This is a genomic window from Piscibacillus sp. B03 (assembly GCF_052246295.1).
GTDB lineage: Bacteria > Bacillota > Bacilli > Bacillales > Alkalibacillaceae > Piscibacillus.
Map to the genome: position 1 here is coordinate 23726 of NZ_JBQQCO010000016.1, position 19401 is coordinate 43126.

Annotated in this window: 21 protein-coding genes and 2 riboswitches; of the genes, 5 read left to right on the top strand and 16 right to left on the bottom strand. The window is 37.5% G+C overall.

Features of this window, described 5'->3' with window-relative positions; genetic code table 11:
• Nucleotides 1-12: 12 nt before the first annotated feature.
• The 5 genes from sufC to ACTWQB_RS11560 form a co-directional block, all read right to left on the bottom strand.
• The gene (sufC, locus tag ACTWQB_RS11540; protein WP_443139339.1) at nucleotides 13-798 is read right to left on the bottom strand and encodes a Fe-S cluster assembly ATPase SufC; all 786 of its coding nucleotides are present in this window, start codon (nucleotides 796-798) and stop codon (nucleotides 13-15) included.
• 260 nt (nucleotides 799-1058) lie between these two features.
• Nucleotides 1059-1376 carry a hypothetical protein gene (locus ACTWQB_RS11545; RefSeq protein WP_443139340.1) on the bottom strand — a complete coding sequence of 106 codons (318 nt, stop codon included), beginning with the start codon at nucleotides 1374-1376 and terminating at the stop codon, nucleotides 1059-1061.
• Nucleotides 1377-1442: 66 nt separating this feature from the next.
• Nucleotides 1443-2267: a MetQ/NlpA family ABC transporter substrate-binding protein gene (locus tag ACTWQB_RS11550; RefSeq protein ID WP_443139341.1), complete on the bottom strand. Its 825-nt coding sequence runs from the start codon at nucleotides 2265-2267 to the stop codon at nucleotides 1443-1445.
• 56 nt (nucleotides 2268-2323) lie between these two features.
• Nucleotides 2324-2992, bottom strand: coding sequence for a methionine ABC transporter permease (locus ACTWQB_RS11555; protein WP_443139342.1), 669 nt, complete (start codon nucleotides 2990-2992; stop codon nucleotides 2324-2326).
• Nucleotides 2982-4010 carry a methionine ABC transporter ATP-binding protein gene (locus ACTWQB_RS11560; RefSeq protein WP_443139343.1) on the bottom strand — a complete coding sequence of 343 codons (1029 nt, stop codon included), beginning with the start codon at nucleotides 4008-4010 and terminating at the stop codon, nucleotides 2982-2984. Before ACTWQB_RS11560 ends, ACTWQB_RS11555 begins: the two co-directional genes overlap by 11 nt.
• A 93-nt stretch (nucleotides 4011-4103) precedes the next feature.
• Nucleotides 4104-4211: riboswitch (SAM riboswitch) on the bottom strand.
• Between the two features lie 123 nt (nucleotides 4212-4334).
• A riboswitch (SAM riboswitch) is annotated at nucleotides 4335-4444 on the bottom strand.
• A gap of 86 nt (nucleotides 4445-4530) precedes the next feature.
• Between ACTWQB_RS11560 and ACTWQB_RS11565 the strand changes: the two genes are divergently transcribed.
• The gene (locus ACTWQB_RS11565) at nucleotides 4531-4950 is read left to right on the top strand and encodes a TlpA disulfide reductase family protein (protein ID WP_443139344.1); all 420 of its coding nucleotides are present in this window, start codon (nucleotides 4531-4533) and stop codon (nucleotides 4948-4950) included.
• On the opposite strand, the gene ACTWQB_RS11570 is transcribed toward ACTWQB_RS11565, so the two are convergent.
• The 10 genes from ACTWQB_RS11570 to ACTWQB_RS11615 form a co-directional block, all read right to left on the bottom strand.
• Nucleotides 4947-5258 (bottom strand): thioredoxin family protein, encoded by a 312-nt coding sequence (locus tag ACTWQB_RS11570; protein ID WP_443139345.1) that lies wholly within the window; start codon nucleotides 5256-5258, stop codon nucleotides 4947-4949. The genes ACTWQB_RS11565 and ACTWQB_RS11570 overlap by 4 nt on opposite strands.
• A 2-nt stretch (nucleotides 5259-5260) precedes the next feature.
• The gene (locus ACTWQB_RS11575) at nucleotides 5261-5707 is read right to left on the bottom strand and encodes a toprim domain-containing protein (protein ID WP_443139346.1); all 447 of its coding nucleotides are present in this window, start codon (nucleotides 5705-5707) and stop codon (nucleotides 5261-5263) included.
• 53 nt (nucleotides 5708-5760) lie between these two features.
• Nucleotides 5761-6144, bottom strand: coding sequence for a glycine cleavage system protein GcvH (gcvH, locus tag ACTWQB_RS11580; protein WP_443139347.1), 384 nt, complete (start codon nucleotides 6142-6144; stop codon nucleotides 5761-5763).
• A gap of 80 nt (nucleotides 6145-6224) precedes the next feature.
• Complete coding sequence (locus ACTWQB_RS11585) at nucleotides 6225-6581, bottom strand: arsenate reductase family protein (protein WP_443139348.1); 357 nt, start codon at nucleotides 6579-6581, stop codon at nucleotides 6225-6227.
• Nucleotides 6582-6702: 121 nt separating this feature from the next.
• Nucleotides 6703-6918, bottom strand: a complete 216-nt coding sequence (locus ACTWQB_RS11590; protein ID WP_443139349.1) for a hypothetical protein — start codon at nucleotides 6916-6918, stop codon at nucleotides 6703-6705.
• Nucleotides 6919-7060: 142 nt separating this feature from the next.
• Nucleotides 7061-8845 carry an acyl-CoA dehydrogenase family protein gene (locus ACTWQB_RS11595; RefSeq protein ID WP_443139350.1) on the bottom strand — a complete coding sequence of 595 codons (1785 nt, stop codon included), beginning with the start codon at nucleotides 8843-8845 and terminating at the stop codon, nucleotides 7061-7063.
• A 20-nt stretch (nucleotides 8846-8865) separates the two neighbouring features.
• Nucleotides 8866-10041, bottom strand: a complete 1176-nt coding sequence (locus ACTWQB_RS11600) for an acetyl-CoA C-acetyltransferase (protein WP_443139351.1) — start codon at nucleotides 10039-10041, stop codon at nucleotides 8866-8868.
• A 51-nt stretch (nucleotides 10042-10092) separates the two neighbouring features.
• Nucleotides 10093-12495: a 3-hydroxyacyl-CoA dehydrogenase NAD-binding domain-containing protein gene (locus tag ACTWQB_RS11605; RefSeq protein ID WP_443139352.1), complete on the bottom strand. Its 2403-nt coding sequence runs from the start codon at nucleotides 12493-12495 to the stop codon at nucleotides 10093-10095.
• Between the two features lie 131 nt (nucleotides 12496-12626).
• Nucleotides 12627-13544, bottom strand: a complete 918-nt coding sequence (locus tag ACTWQB_RS11610; protein WP_443139392.1) for a proline dehydrogenase family protein — start codon at nucleotides 13542-13544, stop codon at nucleotides 12627-12629.
• Between the two features lie 434 nt (nucleotides 13545-13978).
• Nucleotides 13979-14371, bottom strand: a complete 393-nt coding sequence (locus tag ACTWQB_RS11615; RefSeq protein WP_443139353.1) for a DUF302 domain-containing protein — start codon at nucleotides 14369-14371, stop codon at nucleotides 13979-13981.
• Nucleotides 14372-14529: 158 nt separating this feature from the next.
• Between ACTWQB_RS11615 and ACTWQB_RS11620 the strand changes: the two genes are divergently transcribed.
• Genes ACTWQB_RS11620 through ACTWQB_RS11635 form a run of 4 tightly spaced genes read left to right on the top strand, consistent with a single transcriptional unit; the run spans nucleotide 14530 to nucleotide 17703 of the window.
• On the top strand, nucleotides 14530-15657 hold the full coding sequence (locus ACTWQB_RS11620) for a metal ABC transporter substrate-binding protein (RefSeq protein WP_443139354.1): 1128 nt from the start codon (nucleotides 14530-14532) through the stop codon (nucleotides 15655-15657).
• A gap of 11 nt (nucleotides 15658-15668) precedes the next feature.
• Nucleotides 15669-16424, top strand: a complete 756-nt coding sequence (locus ACTWQB_RS11625; protein ID WP_443139355.1) for a metal ABC transporter ATP-binding protein — start codon at nucleotides 15669-15671, stop codon at nucleotides 16422-16424.
• Between the two features lie 12 nt (nucleotides 16425-16436).
• Entirely contained in the window at nucleotides 16437-17303 is an 867-nt protein-coding gene (locus ACTWQB_RS11630) for a metal ABC transporter permease (RefSeq protein WP_443139393.1), read from the top strand.
• Nucleotides 17293-17703 (top strand): Fur family transcriptional regulator, encoded by a 411-nt coding sequence (locus tag ACTWQB_RS11635; RefSeq protein ID WP_443139356.1) that lies wholly within the window; start codon nucleotides 17293-17295, stop codon nucleotides 17701-17703. The genes ACTWQB_RS11630 and ACTWQB_RS11635 overlap by 11 nt, the downstream gene beginning before the upstream one ends.
• A gap of 442 nt (nucleotides 17704-18145) precedes the next feature.
• Here ACTWQB_RS11635 and ftsW read toward each other — a convergent pair whose 3' ends face one another.
• Nucleotides 18146-19315: a putative lipid II flippase FtsW gene (gene ftsW, locus ACTWQB_RS11640; RefSeq protein WP_443139357.1), complete on the bottom strand. Its 1170-nt coding sequence runs from the start codon at nucleotides 19313-19315 to the stop codon at nucleotides 18146-18148.
• Between the last annotated feature and the right edge of the window lie 86 nt (nucleotides 19316-19401).

A 19401-nucleotide genomic window follows, 5' to 3' on the forward strand; every position in this document is an offset into this window, starting at 1 on the left:
TCCTATCTCAAGTTACGCGTTTTGGCCTACAGTTTCGTCTTCGATTCCTAGTTCTTCTTTAATCCAGTCATAACCTTCAGCTTCTAGGCGCTGTGCTAATTCCGGGCCACCAGATTTAACAACGCGACCTTGCATCATAACGTGTACTTTATCTGGAGTAATGTAGTCTAGTAGACGTTGATAGTGAGTAATGATTAAGCAACCAAAATCTTCGTTACGCATTTTGTTGATCCCTTTAGATACAACTTTTAATGCGTCGATATCTAAACCAGAGTCAATCTCATCTAATATTGCGATTGCCGGCTCTAACATCATTAACTGAAGGATTTCGTTACGCTTCTTCTCACCGCCAGAGAAACCTTCATTTAGATAACGTTGTGCCATGTTTTTATCAATTTCTAAGTAATCCATTGTATCATCCATCTTCTTGATGAATTGCATTAATGGAATTTCATCGCCTTCTTCACGCTGAGCGTTAATAGAAGAACGTAAGAAGTCAGAGTTTGTTACACCACTGATTTCACTTGGGTACTGCATAGCTAGGAATAAACCTGCTTGAGCACGTTCGTCAACTTCCATTTCTAATACGTCTTCACCGTCTAATAAAACTTGACCTTTAGTGATTTCGTATTTAGGGTGTCCCATAATTGCACTAGCTAATGTTGATTTACCAGTACCGTTTGGCCCCATAACTGCGTGGAACTCTCCACCTTTAATGGTTAAGTTAACTCCTTTTAAGATTTCTTGTCCTTCAATTTCGACATGAAGATCTTTGATTTCTAAAGTTGATCCTGCCATTTGAATACCTCCATTTTCTATATTAAAAAATTGATGGTCATTCTCAATTTATTCTCATTCTCAGTTTATAACATTTACAATTTATATTCAACACTTACAATAAGAATAACCACACGATTCATACCTATACCATTATATAAGAAATTTTGTCAGATTTAAACGAAAAAGGCATCTTTGATGTTTTTAGTTGTGGTGATTCACTGATTCTCACTTAAAACAGAAAAATGCCCCTTTAGTTAATTAAAGGGGCATTTCATATTTTATCGATGTATTTGACGGTCGACTTCTGATACTAAGCGTCGACTCTCTCTATAATTTTTCTCACGTTCTTTTTCAATTTGCAAACGTTTTTCAAGTTTCTGACCATACTCCGTGTAGCCTACACCATGTGATTGGTGCATTGCTTTCTCCATTTCGCTTGTGTACGTCAGATCAATCTCATTGTCGTTTAAAATGACTAAATCATCCTTTCTTTTGTTTACAAATATTATAATACCACGGGTAATTTTTATACCAAAACTCGATATATCCTGATTCTTCTTAATAAAAAAGGATATGAGTGGTTTACCCTTACTCATATCCTTACCCTTTATAATTTGGATTAAATCCTCTTTCTTAGTATCAAATAGTCAAAATATTATATTTTATTCACTAACTGGGACAACTGCGCCTTCATATTTTTCTTCAATAAACGTTTGAATTTCTTCAGAACGTAATACTTCTACAAGTTTTTGTAGGTTTTCGTTATCCTCATCTTCACTACGTGCGGCAATAACGTTCACGTAAGGTGATTCAGAACCTTCTAAGATAATTGCATCATCTGCAGGAACTAACCCTGCTTCAATGGCATAGTTCGTGTTAATCGCAACTAAAGCATTTTCTTCACGCTCATAAAACTCTGGTAGTAGTCCCGCTTCAATGCTTGCATCAAATTCTAAATTATGTGGGTTTTCCTCTATATCTTCTAATGTCGCTGATACTGGATCAACATCTTCATTAAGTTTAATTAAATCATTTTCTTGAAGTAATGATAAAATACGTCCATGATCAGTAACAGAACGACTCATTATGACTTCTGTTCCATCCTCAATTTCATTAATATTTGTGATGTTTTGAGAATAAATTCCCATTGGCTCGATGTGAATACCACCAAGGTTAGCAAAATCATAACCAAACTCAGAAATTTGATCTTCTAAATAAGGAATGTGTTGAAAATAGTTCGCATCTAACGTGCCATTATCTAAATCTTCATTTGGTAAAACATAATCTTGGTACGTTTCGATGTTTAGTGTAATACCTTCCTCTTCAAGAAGTGGTTTAGCTTCTTCTAAAACTTCAGCATGCGGAACACTAGTTGCACCTACAGTGATCTCATTGGAATCTTCATCTCCAGAACCACCCGATGTTCCACAAGCAACTAATACTAAGGATAATAAAGTTAATACGATTAATGCATTGATTTTTTTCATTTGTAAATCTCCCTTCAAATCTTTTATATAGTTAACAGCTCATTGCTGCTAATAACTTATCTTTTGTCTAGTTTTCTAGATAACGTATCTCCAATAAATTGGAAAATAAATACGATAATGACAATGAAGATAGTACACGCAAACACAACATCAAAATCTCTACGTTGGAACCCTTTCATATAAGCTAGGTCACCTAATCCTCCAGCTCCAATGACACCTGCCATTGCCGTATAACTGATTAATGCAATAGCTGTAACCGTAATTCCTGAGATTAAGGCTGGCATTGACTCAGGTAGCAGTACTTTAAAAATGATCGTATGAGTTTTAGCACCCATTGATTTGGCTGCTTCAATGACACCTTTATCAACTTCTTTAAAAGCAATTTCGACTAGCCTAGCATAGAATGGTGCCGCGCCAATAATTAGTGCCGGTAACGCCGCTTTTGGCCCCCTAATCGTTCCCATTAAAAAATCAGTAAAAGGGAATAACAATAGAATTAATATGATAAATGGGATGGCTCGGAATATGTTAACAGCCGAGGCTGTGATTATATTTAACAAATAGTTCTGCCAAAGGTTTCCTTTTTCTGTTAAAAATAATAATAAACCTAATAAGATTCCAAGAATGATCGTGCCTATGACTGAAATCACCGTCATGTATAACGTTTCATAGGTTGCCACCCACATCTCTTCCATTTTTAAATTCGGGAATAACTCATTTAACATCTTGAATCACCTCGACTTCCACACCTGATGACTGAATGTAGTCGATCGTTTCGGTGATTAATTTCTCTTCACCGCTTATTTCAACATATAGCGTACCGTAAGCCCCTTCTTGAGTAGGTGATATAGAACCTTGTAATATGTTGATGTCGACAGAGAACTTTCTTATAACATCAGAGATTAAAGCGCGTTTAGCATCATTTCCGATAAAGTGGAGTTTGACCACTTCTGTATTCGGGTCATTTGTAATGAAACGCTTTAAGTCTCCTTGTAGATGCTCTAGAGGACTGAGCTGTTGCACAAAACGTTTTGCCGTCTTTGATTGTGGTTTGACGAAAACGTTTAAGACATCCCCTTGTTCAACAACCTTTCCTTGATCCATTACAGCCACGCGATGACAAATCTTCTGAATGACATGCATTTCGTGTGTAATCATGATGATCGTTAAGTTAAGCTTTTTATTAATCGAAACGAGCAAGTCCAAAATATCGTCTGTTGTCTCAGGGTCTAAAGCTGACGTTGCTTCATCACAAAGTAGGACATCAGGGTCGTTTGCTAAAGCACGGGCGATTCCAACACGTTGCTTCTGTCCACCACTTAGTTGAGAAGGGTAGGAATTTTCTCGCCCTTTTAATCCAACAAGTTCAATAAGCTCGAGCACTTTCTCACGACGTTCTGCTTTCGGTATACCTGCAATTTCAAGAGGAAATGCAATATTTTCAAAAACCGTTCTCGACCATAGTAAGTTGAAATGCTGGAAGATCATGCCGACCTTTTGGCGTTCGCGACGCAACTTTCCAATGCTTAAGTCAGTAATGTTCGTATTATTAATCACCACATCACCACTTGTTGGCTCTTCAAGTCGATTGATTAAGCGGATAAATGTACTTTTCCCCGCACCACTGTAACCGATAACCCCGAATATTTCACCCTTATTAATGTTTATTGAAACATCATCGACAGCTTTAACTTCTTGGTGTTTTGTTTTAAAAACTTTTGACAATCCTTTGATTGTAATCATATATAAATCTCCCTTTAACCCTTTTAATCATTAATGATTTAACTAATAAAAATACCTTTCCATTCACAAGAGAACAGAAAGGTACAATCCGTTCTCTCATCTCTCAAAGCTTTGCGCTTTGCAGGAATTAGCACCTGTCAGGTTTGACCTGATGGTTGCTGGGCTTCGTCGGGCCAGTCCCTCCACCTCTCTGGATAAGAGTTATTATTTGTATATTTTTATAAATCAATCGTTTTAGTGAAAAATCTTGGCAGATCGTTTCTAAAATAATTAAAAAACTCTTTTCTTGCAAGCACAAGAAAAGAGTCGAATACGTCGTCACTTTCCTTATCTTGCAATGATCAACCTCATTGCTGGAATTAGCACCTGTTAGGAAAAATCCTAATGGTTGCCGGGCTTCGCAGGGCCAGTCCCTCCGCCTCTCTGGATAAGAAATTAAGTTATGTTATTTTCGATGATTATTATGTTAGCATAGTAATGTAGACAAGTCAATAAAAAATTATAAAAGGATGATCCAACCATGAAAGCACCATTATTTGAACTTCCTTACTTAGATAATCCAGACGAAACATTTCGATTAGAAGATGTCATTGGCGAAAAAGTCGTCGTATTAACCTTCTGGGTATCATGGTGCCCAGATTGTGCCCGTGACCTTCCAAAAAAAGAACAGTTTTTCAAAACATCTCGAAATGATGAGCTTGAAATGGTTACGATTAATGTAACAGACCGTGAACATGGTGATGAAGAAGCGTTAAAATATCAAGACCAATTTTTAACACAACCTGTCTTAAAAGATCGAGGGCGTGAGATTTATGACTTATATGATTGTACAGGCGTCCCAACGACCGTTGTGATTAACCGTGAAGGTGAAATCATCGGCCATTTTGGTGACCAAGCCGACTTTGTTGAAGTCATTCATAAGCTAAGTGAGGCGCTCTAAACTAAGTATGGCCCCATCTCTTTTAACAGGTAGGGAACGGAATGGAATGTATATAAACGATCAAGATTATCGCCTTTTTTAAAAACCATTAAACACGGAACACTGGTAACTTCATGTTCCTGAACCCAATTAGGTGCTAGTGTTACATTCAATTCGTAGAAGATTTCTTTGCCTAACGTTTCTTCTATGTATTCCAACATGCGCCTGGCTACCTTGCATGTGCCACAAAAAGGACTATTCACAAAAATGATGTGATAGTCCTTTTTTTGTGTTAGAAAATAGGCTTGCTTTTGATTGATTTCGATCACTGTTAAAATCCTTTCAAGTACTCCACTTTAACTCTCATATTAGCTGATAGCAATAAAGATGCTAACACATGCTCAGGAGCATCCTCAACCTCTCGATATTTTTTATCGATATATATATTTTCCGCATGAGATAACTCTTGGTTTAACATTTTTCTTAGTTTTTCCCCAGGTTCATCTGTGTCAGTAAATATAAAAACATCACGATCGAATAAATGATAGTCGTCAACTAACTCTTCTAACGCATCAATGCCTAATGTTCCAAATGTGCATAGTATGAAGACGTCTTCATCGTCTAAGATTTTTTGGATTTTCTTACGATCCTGTTTCCCCTCAACAATTAACACTCTCGACATTTCATCCATGTCATCACCATCTATACCATAATATGAACGATTAAACGTTCCCTTAATTACTATATATATTCCCACCATTTTATTTAAACTAGTCATTTAACTCTAAAATAAGAAAAGCCGACCCAACACGGATCAGCCTTTTCTAGACATTACTCAGAATCAGTCATTTCTTGATATGCGTCTGCATCCATTAAATCTTCAAGCTGAGATTCGTCGCTAAGTTCAACGACAACCATCCATGCTTTTTCAAATGGTGATTCATTAACTAACTCAGGGCTATCTTCAAGCTCTTCGTTAATCTCCACAATTTTACCTGATACTGGAGCGTAAAGTTCTGAAACTGTCTTTACAGATTCAACGCTACCGAACGGCTCATCTAATTCTAATTCGTCACCCACTTCTGGTAGTTCAACGAATACGATGTCGCCTAGTTCGTCTTGTGCGAATTCTGTAATCCCAATTCTAACTTTGTCTCCTTCAACTTTTACCCATTCGTGTTCTTTAGAATAACGATATTCTTTCGGTAAGCTCATATCTTTAACCCTCCAACTTTTCATATATCTAAAATTAATGATACAACAAAATACTGATAATTTACACAATCAAACACAACTTATTTCCATGTTTGTTCAAAAGTTTCCTCTTTGAAACCAACTGTGACCTTATTGCCATCTGTTGCAATCGGGCGTTTAATTAACATTCCATCGGTCGCGAGTAGCTCTGTCATCTCGTCTTCAGACATATCTTTTAATTTGTCTTTAAGACCAAGCTCTCTGTACTTCTTACCTGATGTGTTAAAAAACTTCTTCGCAGGAAGTTCACTTTTCTGGATCAAATCCTTTAATTCCGACTGTGAAGGAGGATTGTCCACAATATGTACTGATTCATACTCAACTTCATTTTCATCTAACCACTTTAATGCTTTGCGACAAGTCCCACATTTAGGGTACTGATAGACTGTTAAACTCATACAAGCACCTCCTAAGTTTATATTAACATAAAAAGTTCTTTCTTCGGATAATTTAGCATTTTGCAGATAATGTCTCACCCCTATTAGGGCAGTGTGCGTTCGCTTATAAATTGTGACAATTTTAGTAGGTTAACCTACCAAGTGCGTTGCTTATTGCTTTATTTTTACCTGTTATGAACGGGTTTTCCCCATTTATGAACGGGTTTTCCCCATTTATGAACGGGTTTTCCCTATTTATGAACGGGTTTTCCCTATTTATGAACGGGTTTTCCCTATTTATGAACGGGTTTTCTCTATTTATGAACGGGTTTTCCCTATTTATGAACGGGTTTTTCACTTTTTTGAACGTAACTTCACCTCTTATAAACGTTAATTCCAATTTATGAACGTAAGATTTCAGGTTACAAGCACACACCCGTGTAGACTGTCGACTGTTCATAAAAAAACAGCCGGGCGCGTCCGGCTGTTTTCCTTATCAATTAAACGACATATTTTTCTGCTTCGATGATTGCTGCTGCGATGTCGCGTTTCTTCTCGATCACGTTAACTGGATCGTGACGAGTAAGCTTGCGAAGGGCACCTAGCATCATGCGTAAGCTGTCACCTTCGTCACTTGCGATTAATGTCTCTTTCGCGTGTGCTTCAATGCGGTTGAACGCTTCTTGTACGTAAACTTGAGTTAAGCTTAGCTTTTGCTGGCTCTTCTCAACTCCTACGTTGTCTAATGATTTTTGAGTACGTAAAATCGCTGATTCCATGTTATAGATTTCAGCTGCAACGTCTGCAATGTTCACTAGTAATTCTTGTTCTTGCTCAAGCTTTTCACCATATTTCTGAGCCGCAACACCTGCTACTAGTAAGCCAATTTTCTTAGCATTTTTAAGTAGGTAGTATTCTTGCTCTAATGGCTCATCGCCAACTGGTTCTGGCATCATTGTCATAAGCTCTTCTTGTAGTCCTTGAGCTTTTTGTAATAATGGAAGTTCGCCTTTCATAGCTTTCTTCATGAATGTGCCAGGAACGATCATACGGTTGATTTCGTTTGTACCTTCAAAGATACGGTTGATACGAGAATCGCGGTACATACGCTCAACTTCATACTCTTGCATGAAACCATAACCACCGTGGATCTGTACTGCTTCATCCACTGCAAAGTCTAATAATTCAGTAGCCATGTATTTGTTCATTGAGCACTCAATCGCGTATTCAGCGATACTCTTCGCTACTTCATTTCCTTCATTTTGTTGTTCTTTCGTTAATCCACCTAGACGTTGCTCAAATAGGCCAACTGTACGGTAAACAGCACTTTCATTTGCGTACGTATTAGCCGCAACGCTTGCTAATTTTTCTTGAATTAGACGGAATTTAGAAATAGGTGTGTTGAACTGCTTACGTTCATTTGCGTATTTTGTTGCAACTTCAATTGCGTGCTTGGCACCACCAACACCACCGATGGCTAGCTTGTAACGACCAACGTTTAGGATGTTAAATGCAATTACGTGTCCACGGCCAATTTCACCTAACACATTCTCAACTGGTACTTCAGCATCCTCTAAAATTAATGTACGAGTAGAAGATGATTTGATACCCATTTTCTTCTCTTCAGCACCTGTTGATACGCCTGGGAAGTCACGCTCAACGATAAACGCTGTGAACTTGTCGCCATCAATTTTTGCATAAACAACGAACACATCAGCGAATGCTGAGTTTGTGATCCATTGCTTTTCACCATTTAGTACGTAGTGAGTACCAGCTTCGTTTAGCTTAGCAGTCGTTTTCGCACCTAATGCGTCAGATCCAGAGCCTGGCTCAGTTAACGCATAAGCTGCTAACTTTTCACCAGTCGCTAATGCTGGTAAGTATTTTTGTTTTTGCTCTTCATTACCGAAAAATACGATTGGAAGTGACCCAATTCCCACGTGTGCACCGTGTGAAATCGAGAAACCACCAGCTAATGACATTTTTTCCGTAATTAATGAAGATGCGATCTTATCAAGCTCAAGTCCACCGTATTCTTCAGGTACATCTGCACCTAATAACCCTAGCTCACCAGCTTTTTTAAGAAGGTCAACAGATTTATCGAACTCATGGTTTTCTAAATTGTCAATGACTGGCCAAACTTCATTCTTAACATACTCTTCAGTAGTTCTAGCAATCATTTTATGTTCTTCAGTAAAATCTTCTGGCGTTAAAATATCTTCAGCCTTCACATCTTCGACTAAGAAGCCGCCACCCTTAAATACTTTTTCAGTTGTTTCACTCATTTTAAAATCCCCCTTGGAAATTAAAGTAATTCAAATACTCCAGCAGCGCCCATTCCGCCACCAATACACATTGTTACGACACCATATTTCACATCACGACGCTTCATTTCGTTCATAAGTGAAATGGTTAGTTTGGTACCCGTACAACCTAGTGGGTGACCTAAAGCAATTGCACCACCATTGACGTTAACAATATCTTCGTTTAAGCCAAGCTCACGAATAACTTGTAACGACTGAGAGGCGAACGCTTCGTTTAATTCGAATAAGCCAATGTCATCTAGTGTTAAACCTGCTTGTTCTACAGCTTTTGGTATGGCTTTTACAGGACCGACACCCATAATTTCAGGCTCTACACCTGCAACGGTGAATGAGCGGAATTTTAAGATTGGCGTTAAGCCTTCTTTTTCAGCTTTTTCACGATCCATGACTAAAACAGATGCTGCACCATCACTCATTTGTGATGAGTTACCTGCAGTAACGCTTCCTTTTACATTAAATGCAGGTTTTAACTTTCCTAGAATCTCTTTTGTCGTTCCTGCACGGACACCTTCGTCACGCTCTAATATAATGGTTGTTTCTTTAACTTTGTTATCCGGACCTACCTCACGATTCGTCACTTCAACTGGAACGATTTCGTCATCGAACTTACCTTCTTCAAGTGCTTTTGCTGCGCGCTCATGACTGCGTACCGCAAATGCATCTTGATCATCACGTGATACGCCAAAGCGTTGAGCCACTTCCTCGGCTGTGTGACCCATTGACATGTAGTATCCAGGAGCGTTTTGGACTAACTCAAGGTTCGGCTTAATCACGTGACCTCCCATTGGGATTAAGCTCATGGATTCAGCTCCACCTGCGATAATCGCTTCACTTCCGCCAACCATAATACGCTCAGCGGCATAAGCGATACTTTGAAGACCTGAAGAACAATAACGGTTAATCGTAATACCAGGAACATCATTTGGTAATCCCGCAAGGCCCGCGATATTACGTGCCATATTCATTCCTTGTTCAGCTTCTGGCATTGCACAACCCATGATGACATCATCAATCGGGCCATCATAGTTATTAGCTCGTTTCAACGTCTCTTTCACAGTAAGCGCTGCTAAATCATCTGGGCGTGAGTTAGCAAGTGTTCCTTTTTTCGCTTTACCTACAGGTGTTCTAGCACCTGCTACAATTACTGCTTCTCTCAAAATGGTTCCCCCTCTTCTGTTAGAGTTTTAACTCTTCAACGAACATTCGACTTAGTTACGTAGTGGTTTTCCTTTTAATAACATGTGTTGCATACGTTGTTGTGTTTTTGCTTCACCAATTAGGCTTAAGAATGCTTCACGCTCTAAATCTAGTAAGTAGTCTTCATCTACTAACGTACCGTATTTCAAACGACCACCTGCTAACACAAATGCTAGTTTTTCAGCAATCTTAAGGTCATGTTCAGAAGCATAGCCACTATTTGCAAGACCTTTAGCACCTAATAACATCGTTGCATAACCCGCTTCACCTACTACTGGTACTTTTTCACGTTTCGGTGGCGTGAATCCAGCATCATGTAGGCTGATGACTTTTTGCTTCGCATCGTGGATTAAGTGATCTCCGTTGACGCTAATACTATCTGTTCTTTCATCTAGTAAACCGCTCTCAAATGCTTCAGCTGCAGATGTTGAAACCTTCGCCATAGCGATTTTTTCAAATACATCATTCGTAACTTTTTGAAGGTCAAAATCAACACCTTCAGGAAGCCCTTTTAACTGCTGAATGTAGTATTCTTTGTTACCGCCACCACCAGGAATTAGACCAACACCAACTTCTACAAGACCCATGTACGTTTCTTGTGAAGCCTGAACACTATGAGCTGGTAAGCAAACTTCTGTACCGCCACCTAGTGTCATACCGAATGGTGCTGCGACAACTGGTTTTTCGTTATATTTAATGTTCATCATCGCTTGCTGGAATTGTCTAACCACCATGTCTAGCTCTGGGAAATTGAAGTCTTGAGCTTCCATCAACATCATGCCAAGGTTTGCACCAACACAGAAGTTCTTACCTTGGTTCCCGATCACTAGACCCTTATAGTTCTTATTCACTTCTTCAAGCGACTGGTTGATCATTTGAATCGTATCTAATCCAATTGCGTTACTTTGCGAATGGAATTCTAGTAAAGCAACATCATTACCTAAGTCTATTAAGCTAGCACCAGCGTTTTTCTTAATCACACCGTTTGCTTGCTTATGAAGCTTAAGGTTGATTTCTTTAGGGTTAACTTCTTTTTCTACATATTCACCGTTATGGTAGAAGTAGACCTTACCATTTTCAGTTTTATAAAACGTCTCAATGCCTTTTTCAAGCATTTCTTCAACCCATGCAGGAACTGTAGCGCCTTCTTCTTTCATGCGCTCAACTGATTGCTGAACTCCAATCGCATCCCACATTTCAAAAGGACCAAGTTCCCAACCGAAGCCCCATTTCATAGCTTCGTCAATGGCATTGATGTCATCCGCGATTTCACCAACAAGTTCTGCAGAGTAAATCAGTGTTGGCTTCGAAATGCTCCACACTAAATCTCCGGCACGATCGCCTTTTGCATTGACAATGGCGCGAACTTTACGCTTCGATCCTTTTTCTTGTTTTGCCATTTCAGTTGCTTGAGTTTTCAATTTCTTGCGTTCTTCATATTCTAATGTTTCAGGGTTTAATTCTAGAATTTGACTTCCGTCTTTTCCTTTTTTCTTCAAGAAAAAACCTTGGCCAGACTTAGCACCTAACCAGCCCTTTTCATTCATTTGCTGCATAAACTCTGGTATGACAAATGCTTCTTTCTCTTCACCTTCAACATTGTCGTAAACGTTTTTTGCAACATGAACAAATGTATCTAATCCAACAACGTCTAATGTACGGAATGTGGCACTTTTCGGACGACCAATCATTGGACCTGTGACTGAGTCTACTTCTCCGATTGTGTAGCCACCTTTTAACATTTCTTTAACCGTGATTAGTAAACCATATGTTCCAATACGGTTCGCGATGAAGTTTGGCGTATCTTTAGCTTCTACAACACCTTTACCTAAGACATCTTCACCAAAGCCTTTCATAAAGTCTAGAACTTCTGGGTCCGTATCTTTATTTGGAATCACTTCTAATAGTTTTAAGTAGCGTGGTGGGTTAAAGAAGTGCGTTCCTAAGAAATGATTCTTAAAGTCTTCTGAACGACCTTCTGCCATCGCATTAATCGAAATACCAGATGTATTCGATGATACGATTGACCCTTCTTTACGGTTTGCTTCAACTTGTTCATATACTTTTTTCTTAATATCTAAGTTTTCAACAACTACTTCAATAATCCAGTCAACATCTTTAAGTTGTTCCATATGATCATCAAAGTTACCTACTTGAATTAAATCTAGGCTTTTCTTACTCGTAATTGGAGATGGCTTTTGTTTTTTCAACTTCTCCTTATTACTTGCTGCAATACGATTACGTACCGCCGCATCTTCTAACGTTAAGCCTTTTTTCTTTTCCGCTTCAGTTAGTTCACGAGGCACGATATCCAACATAATTGTCGGGATTCCAACGTTTGCCAAGTGAGCTGCAATACCAGAACCCATAACACCTGAGCCCAATACTGCTGCGCGCTTGATTTTACGGTTCATGACATGTTCCCCCATTCTTGAATGAATACTCATTCATTTTTGTCGTAAAAAGAATTGGATAGGTTAAACTATCCAATAATCATCTAATTTAACTATAAAATATTTTCAGACATTTCGCAAATACTTTATCATTATTTTTTGAAAATTCCTTTTAAAACGAATGCTACGTTAGCTGGTCTCTCCGCCAAACGCCTCATGTTATAACCAAACCAGTCATTCCCATAAGGAACATAAACGCGCATCGTGTACCCTTCTTTAACTAGCTTCTCTTGTAGTTCTTGTCTAATACCATATAACATTTGGAATTCAAATTGATCATTAGAAATTCCATGTTCTTTAACTAATTCTTTTGTATAATCAATCATCGCATCATCGTGAGTTGCGACAGCTGTATAATTACCATTCAATAAGTGCATTTTAATAATCTTTTTAAAGTTTTCATCTACGTCTTTTTTATCTGGATAAGCTACTTTTGGAGACTCTTTATAAGCCCCTTTTACTAGACGTAGATTTGGATTATATTGGTCGAGTTTCTCTAAATCTTCAACAGTTCTATATAGGTAAGCCTGAAGTACGGTTCCTAGACCATCGTACTCCTGCTTTAACTCTTCAAATATATCTAATGTGAGCTGACAACGCTCGTAATCTTCCATATCAATGGTTACGAAGACACCATGCTTCTTCCCTGCTTCTAATATTTTACGCATGTTCTCCATAACTAGTTCCTTGGAAATATCTAACCCCATAGATGTCATCTTTAATGAAAGCTGTGAATCTAGTTTTTGATTGGCAATTGTTTCAATAGCTCGTACACATTCATCTGTACGATCACGAGCTTCTTGCTCATCGTTGACAAACTCCCCTAAATGGTCGAGTGTAACTATCATATTTTTGTGATTTAGTTCACGAATTGCATCAGCGGCTTCTTCTACTGTTTCACCAGCCACAAAACGTGAAGCGAACATTTTAAAGCCATACTTTTTGGCTAGTTTTGTGAAAAACTTATTATTAGATAGGAATAAGAAAAATTTACGCATCAATTTCTCAATCATGATGTTTCCCCCCAATTGCTTTCTTTATATGTGAAACCGGTTTCTATTTTATCACTTTTTAGACAAAAAAGATAATTAAAATTTTGGGAAAACTATGAGGATTGTACTAGTCGCTAATAAGATTTAAATATTGTTTTTGCTTCGCCATTGGTGGACGCTTACCGCAGGCACGGCTTCAGCTTTCAGCGCCATGATTTTTAATTTTAGATAATAAATTGCAATATTAGATAATAAAACATTCATTTTAGATAATAAAATTCGAAATTAGATAATAAATCTTTCATTTTAGATAATAAAACTCGAAATTAGATAATAAACCTCTCATTTTAGATAATAAACCTCTCATTTTGATAATAAAACTCGAAATTAGATAATAAACGTTAAATACAAAAATCCCCCCTATAAGCGTTAAGCTTATTAGAGGGAAATGTTTACTTAGCAGCTTCGTCAATGGCTTTAATCATTGTCTTCTCTATGTCTTTCGCGAATTCTTTTACGTCGTTCTGATCAATGTTTTCCATTAATACAGTCGGCCTAGGCATGCCAATTTTAGTACCGCCATCCTTACTTGAATAAACAACCACTTTACATGGTAAGAAGTAACTGACCTTCTCTTCCATTTCTAATACTTCACTTGCTGCTTTCGGGTTACACACTTCTAAAATTCTAAATGTCTGAGTAAAGTCTTCAAAACCCTTATTGTGTAGTGTCTCTTTCACATCAAAGTCCCATAATACTCCGAACTTCACTTCCTTTAATGAATTAGTTAATGCTTCAACGGCTTCATCAACTGACTTGTTTGTGGCCACAGTATAATCAAACATACTAAATCCCTCCTATAATCATCTATAGTCATCATACCCAAAAACGAACCTTAACAAAACTTTCTCGCAAATCGTAAACATTCCTATTTACAAATCGTAATCATTACGATAAACTATAAAAGGCACATTAAAGATAAACATTTTTGGAGGAGAAACCTATGAAATTAGTGAAATTATTTAGTGTTATATTTATTAGTTTATTAACTTTATTTGCTTGTTCCAATACAAATGAATCTGAAACCAATGATGAAGATCGAAAAATCGTGACATCTATCTACCCTATAGAGTACATAGTCTCTGAGATTGCTGGAGATTATGTAGACGTTGAAACCATTGTACCAGCTGGAGCTGATGCTCACTCATACGAACCTTCAACTAAAACAATGATGGAGTTATCTTCTTCTGATGGCTTTTTCTTCATTGGTGAAGGTATGGAAAGCTTTTCAGAAACGATGGCGGAATCTGTTAAAGGTGAAGGCGTCGAGACTTTAAAACTAGCTGAATATGAAGAGCTATTTGAAGAGTTTAATGAAGGTGATCAAATTGATGTCAATGCTGTGGAGCATGATGAAGATGATCATGAAGATGAAAGCCATGAGCATGAAAATGAAGACAGTCATGAGCACGATCATGAAAGCGAACATGAAGAAGATCATGAACATGAAGAAGATGAGCATGAAGAACATGACCACGCTGAACATGAAGAAAATGAGCATGAGGAACATGAAGGTGAGCATGCTGAAGATGAACACGCAGACCATGATCACGGTGATTTTGACCCACATTTCTGGTTAGATCCTATTCGTATGATTGATGCCGGTGATGTCGTTTTAGAACAATTAATTACAATGTATCCTGAACAAGAAGATGCATTTAAACAAAACTATGAAGCCTTTAAAACTAATATGAAAGATTTAGATGAACAATATCAAAATGGTTTTGATCAAGAGATTAATATCTTAGTTACTCACAAATCATTCTCTTATATTGAACAACGTTATCCAGTTAAGCAGTATTCAATCAGAGGGATTTCATCAGCTCAAGAGCCATCTCAAAAAGAATTGCAACAGTTATTTGATCAAATTAATGAGTTACAAATTGAACACATGATTTTAGAAACAAATTCTGATGACCGATTAGCTCAAACGATTGCCGATGAACTTGGTTTGAAACAATACAAGTTAAGTAATTTATCCACGCGTACTGAAGAAGAAGTACAGGATGAGAAAGACTATTATGATATTATGATTGAGAACTTAAATGTTCTAAAGGAAATTTATCAATAAGGGTGATTTAAATGACTAACCCAATATTATCGGTCGGTAACGTTCATCATCGTTATGAACAACAACCGGTTTTAGAAGATATAAATTTTGAAGTTGAAGAAGGATCGTTTGTTGGGCTTGTTGGCCCCAACGGTTCTGGTAAAACAACGCTAATTAAGTTATTACTTGGTGTGGAAAAATTACAGCGCGGTCAGATTACTGCCTTTGGTCAACCTATTCAAAAGTTTAAAAATAAAGGGCGAATTAGTTACGTTTCTCAAAAAGCTAATTCCTTTGGTCGCGGTTTTCCTGCTACTGTAAAAGAAGTCGTATCCATGGGAATTATTAATAATCGGAATCCACTTTTACCGAATCAAAAAAACAATCTTGAACTTGTGAAAGATGCACTTAAACAGGTGAACATGGAACAATATTTGAACCGTAATATTGGAGATTTATCTGGTGGACAACAGCAGCGTGTGTTCATCGCCAGAGCTATTGTTAACAAACCGAAACTTTTAATTTTAGATGAGCCAACTGTTGGGGTCGACTCACAAAACGTTGAACAGTTCTATCAACTATTAGCTAAATTAAATCAAGAACTTGGTATTACACTTGTCTTGGTATCACATGACATTGGGGCCATTACCACTTATGTGACTGATTTATTATGTTTAAATCGATCAATTCACTACCATGGGAACCCTAATGATTTTGAAAATATGTCAGATGAACAACGCTCTAAGCTTTACGGACACAACATTAATACGATTACACACAATCACTAGAAAGGGGCGATGATGTTGTTAGAAGCACTTTTTCAATACGAACTACTCAGAAATACATTTTATACAGGATTACTTGTCGGCCTAATTGCCCCTTTACTAGGTGCATTCATTGTGGTTAGACGCCAATCAATGATTGCAGATGGTTTATCACATGTCACCTTAGCAGGATTAGCTTTTGGACTACTAATGCAGAAAAAATACACTCTACTCATCTTCACCCCATTTCATACGGGTATTCTGTTTTCTATTATTGGAGCGCTCATTATTGAAAATTTACGCGATGTTTATAAAGCTTTTCAAGAAATTGCGATTCCAATCATATTATCCGTCGGTGTTGGCTTGAGTATTGTGTTCATTGCTTTAGCAGATGGAATTAACACGGATATTTACACGTATTTATTCGGTTCGATTGCTGCTATTAGTGGAGATGATTTAAAATTAATTTTATTTATATCATGGATTGTTATTATATTTATCTTTTTAACTTATAGGGATTTATTTGCCTTATCATTTGATTCGGAGTTTGCGATTGTCTCAGGTGTTAAAGCTAAGACACTTAACTTTGTTTTTATTCTTATGACGGCACTAGTCATCTCAGCTTCGATTCGAATTGTTGGGGTATTACTTGTTTCAGCATTAATGACACTCCCAGTTGCGACAGCTATGAGACTAGCAAAAAGTTTTAAACAAACGATTTTTTATAGTATTATTTATGGTGAGGTTGCTGTTATAATTGGACTTATTACAGGGTATTATTTCGAAATCCCACCAGGTGGTACAATTGTAATCACTTCTGCTTTATTATTAGGCTTCACATTGCTTTTTAATAAGGTGAGGGTGTCACGAGCTCAAAAAAAGGATGATGGTTATGCAACTTAATCAAGCTCTATCAATCTTAAAAGATGAAGGTTATAAATATACTGAGAAACGTGAGGATATCTTAAACTTCTTTAATCAGGAGGATGGATACCGTACGGCTAATGATTTATTGAATCATTTAAATCAAAAATATGATGGCATTAGTTTTGACACGATCTATCGTAATTTACATCTTTTTAGTGAGTTGAATATACTTGAATCGACTGAATTAAACGGAGAGAAACATTTCCGTTTATCGTGTGGTCATGAAGAGCACCACCATCATTTTATTTGTAAGTCTTGTGGAAAAACAAAGGCAATCAAGTCTTGTCCTATGAATCTTTTAAATGTTGATTTTAAGGGCTATTTAATCGAAAATCATAAATTTGAAATATACGGACTATGTCCGAGCTGTAATTAAAGGAACCGTTCTAACTCAAGTTAGAACGGTTTTTATTGTGACTCTATAAATGTTGAATTGGGTTTCGCTAAAATGACGGTTTGTTTCTCCAGAATGACTCGAGGTTTCGCTAAAGTCCTTGTTGGTTTTGCCAGAACGACGCAAGGTTTCGCCAAAGTTCATGCTGGTTTCGCCAGAATGACGCAAGGTTTCGCCAAAGTATGGCAAACTTTCGCTAAAATGAAGGTTTGTTTCGCCAATCAAGTAAAAATATTAGATCAAGCCACTACTATCCTCACGTGCACTCTACTCAATTTCAACGCTACTTTGTCTGATTTCGCGTGCACTTCTCTTGTTTTCAACGACATATCTTCCCTTTTCATAATCATTTCACCCGATTATAACGACATTTTACTTATGTTACAAAAAAAGCTGACCCAAAACGAATTGGATCAGCTAATTTTTATTTTACCGAACGCAACGGGCGTTGAGTTGGTGTGTCTTCTTCACTCTCTTCTACATAACCGCGTTTCATGTTACCTTTAATCGCAATGTTCATGAGAACCCCGAGTGTCGCGAATGTAATTAATAACGACGAACCACCATAACTGATTAATGGTAACGTAATACCTGTAATCGGCATACTTCCAGATACAGCGCCTAGATTAATAATAACCTGACTTATAATCTGGAATGTGATTCCTAATGCTAATAATCTGCCAAAATGATCTGGAGCACGTTTGGCAATCAAAACGCCTTTGTACATAAACACCATAAAGGTAATGATGACAAAGAGAACACCAAATAATCCAAGCTCTTCTGCAATGACAGATAAAATGAAATCAGTGTGGGCTTCAGGTAAGAAGCCTGCCTTTTGAACGCCACTTCCTAACCCTACACCATTGACCTTTCCTGAAGCGATCGCAATGAGTGATTGGACGAGTTGGTAACCCTCACCCGCTGGATCTTCGAATGGATTTAAGAATGATGTAAATCGGTCACGCCGATAGCCAGCTCCAAAAATCAATAAGATGACTAGGCCTAAAGCGGCTCCGCCAAGTGCAAAAATATGTGTGAACCTTGCTCCCGAAAACAATAAGACGATTCCGCATGCCATAAGAATGGATGTTGCTGTACCTAAGTCAGGCTGCAGGATAATCAATCCAAACACTAATCCCAAAAGCAAAATCGGTGGCAATAGACCTTGAAAGAAATTGTCTAGTCGATCTTGCTTTCTCGTTAATATATGCGCAAAATACAGAACCATTGTAATTTTTGCTAATTCAGATGGTTGAAATAAGAACACCTTGAAATCTAACCAACGTGTCGCACCGTTAACCGTATGTCCCATACCGGCTATAACTAGAAATAATAAAATCACGGTTACAAAAAATGCGATCTTAGTTAATTTTCTTAATGAACGATAGGAAAACATACTCGCAAAGAAAAAGATAACGAGCCCCAGTATGAGCCACGTTCTTTGTCTACGGAAATAATAACCTGAGTCGTTTATGCTTGGATCTAAACCAGCTTCAACAAAGCTAGCACTATATACCATAACTAGTCCAAACAATGAAAGTATTAATATAATCACTAATAATGGATAATCCATATTTTTTAAATGTTTTTTCAATCGTAACACCGTCCTATACTTATCATAACTGAAAAACGATGCAAACAGAATAGGATATTTTACTCGTTATGTAAGAAAAGCTATTC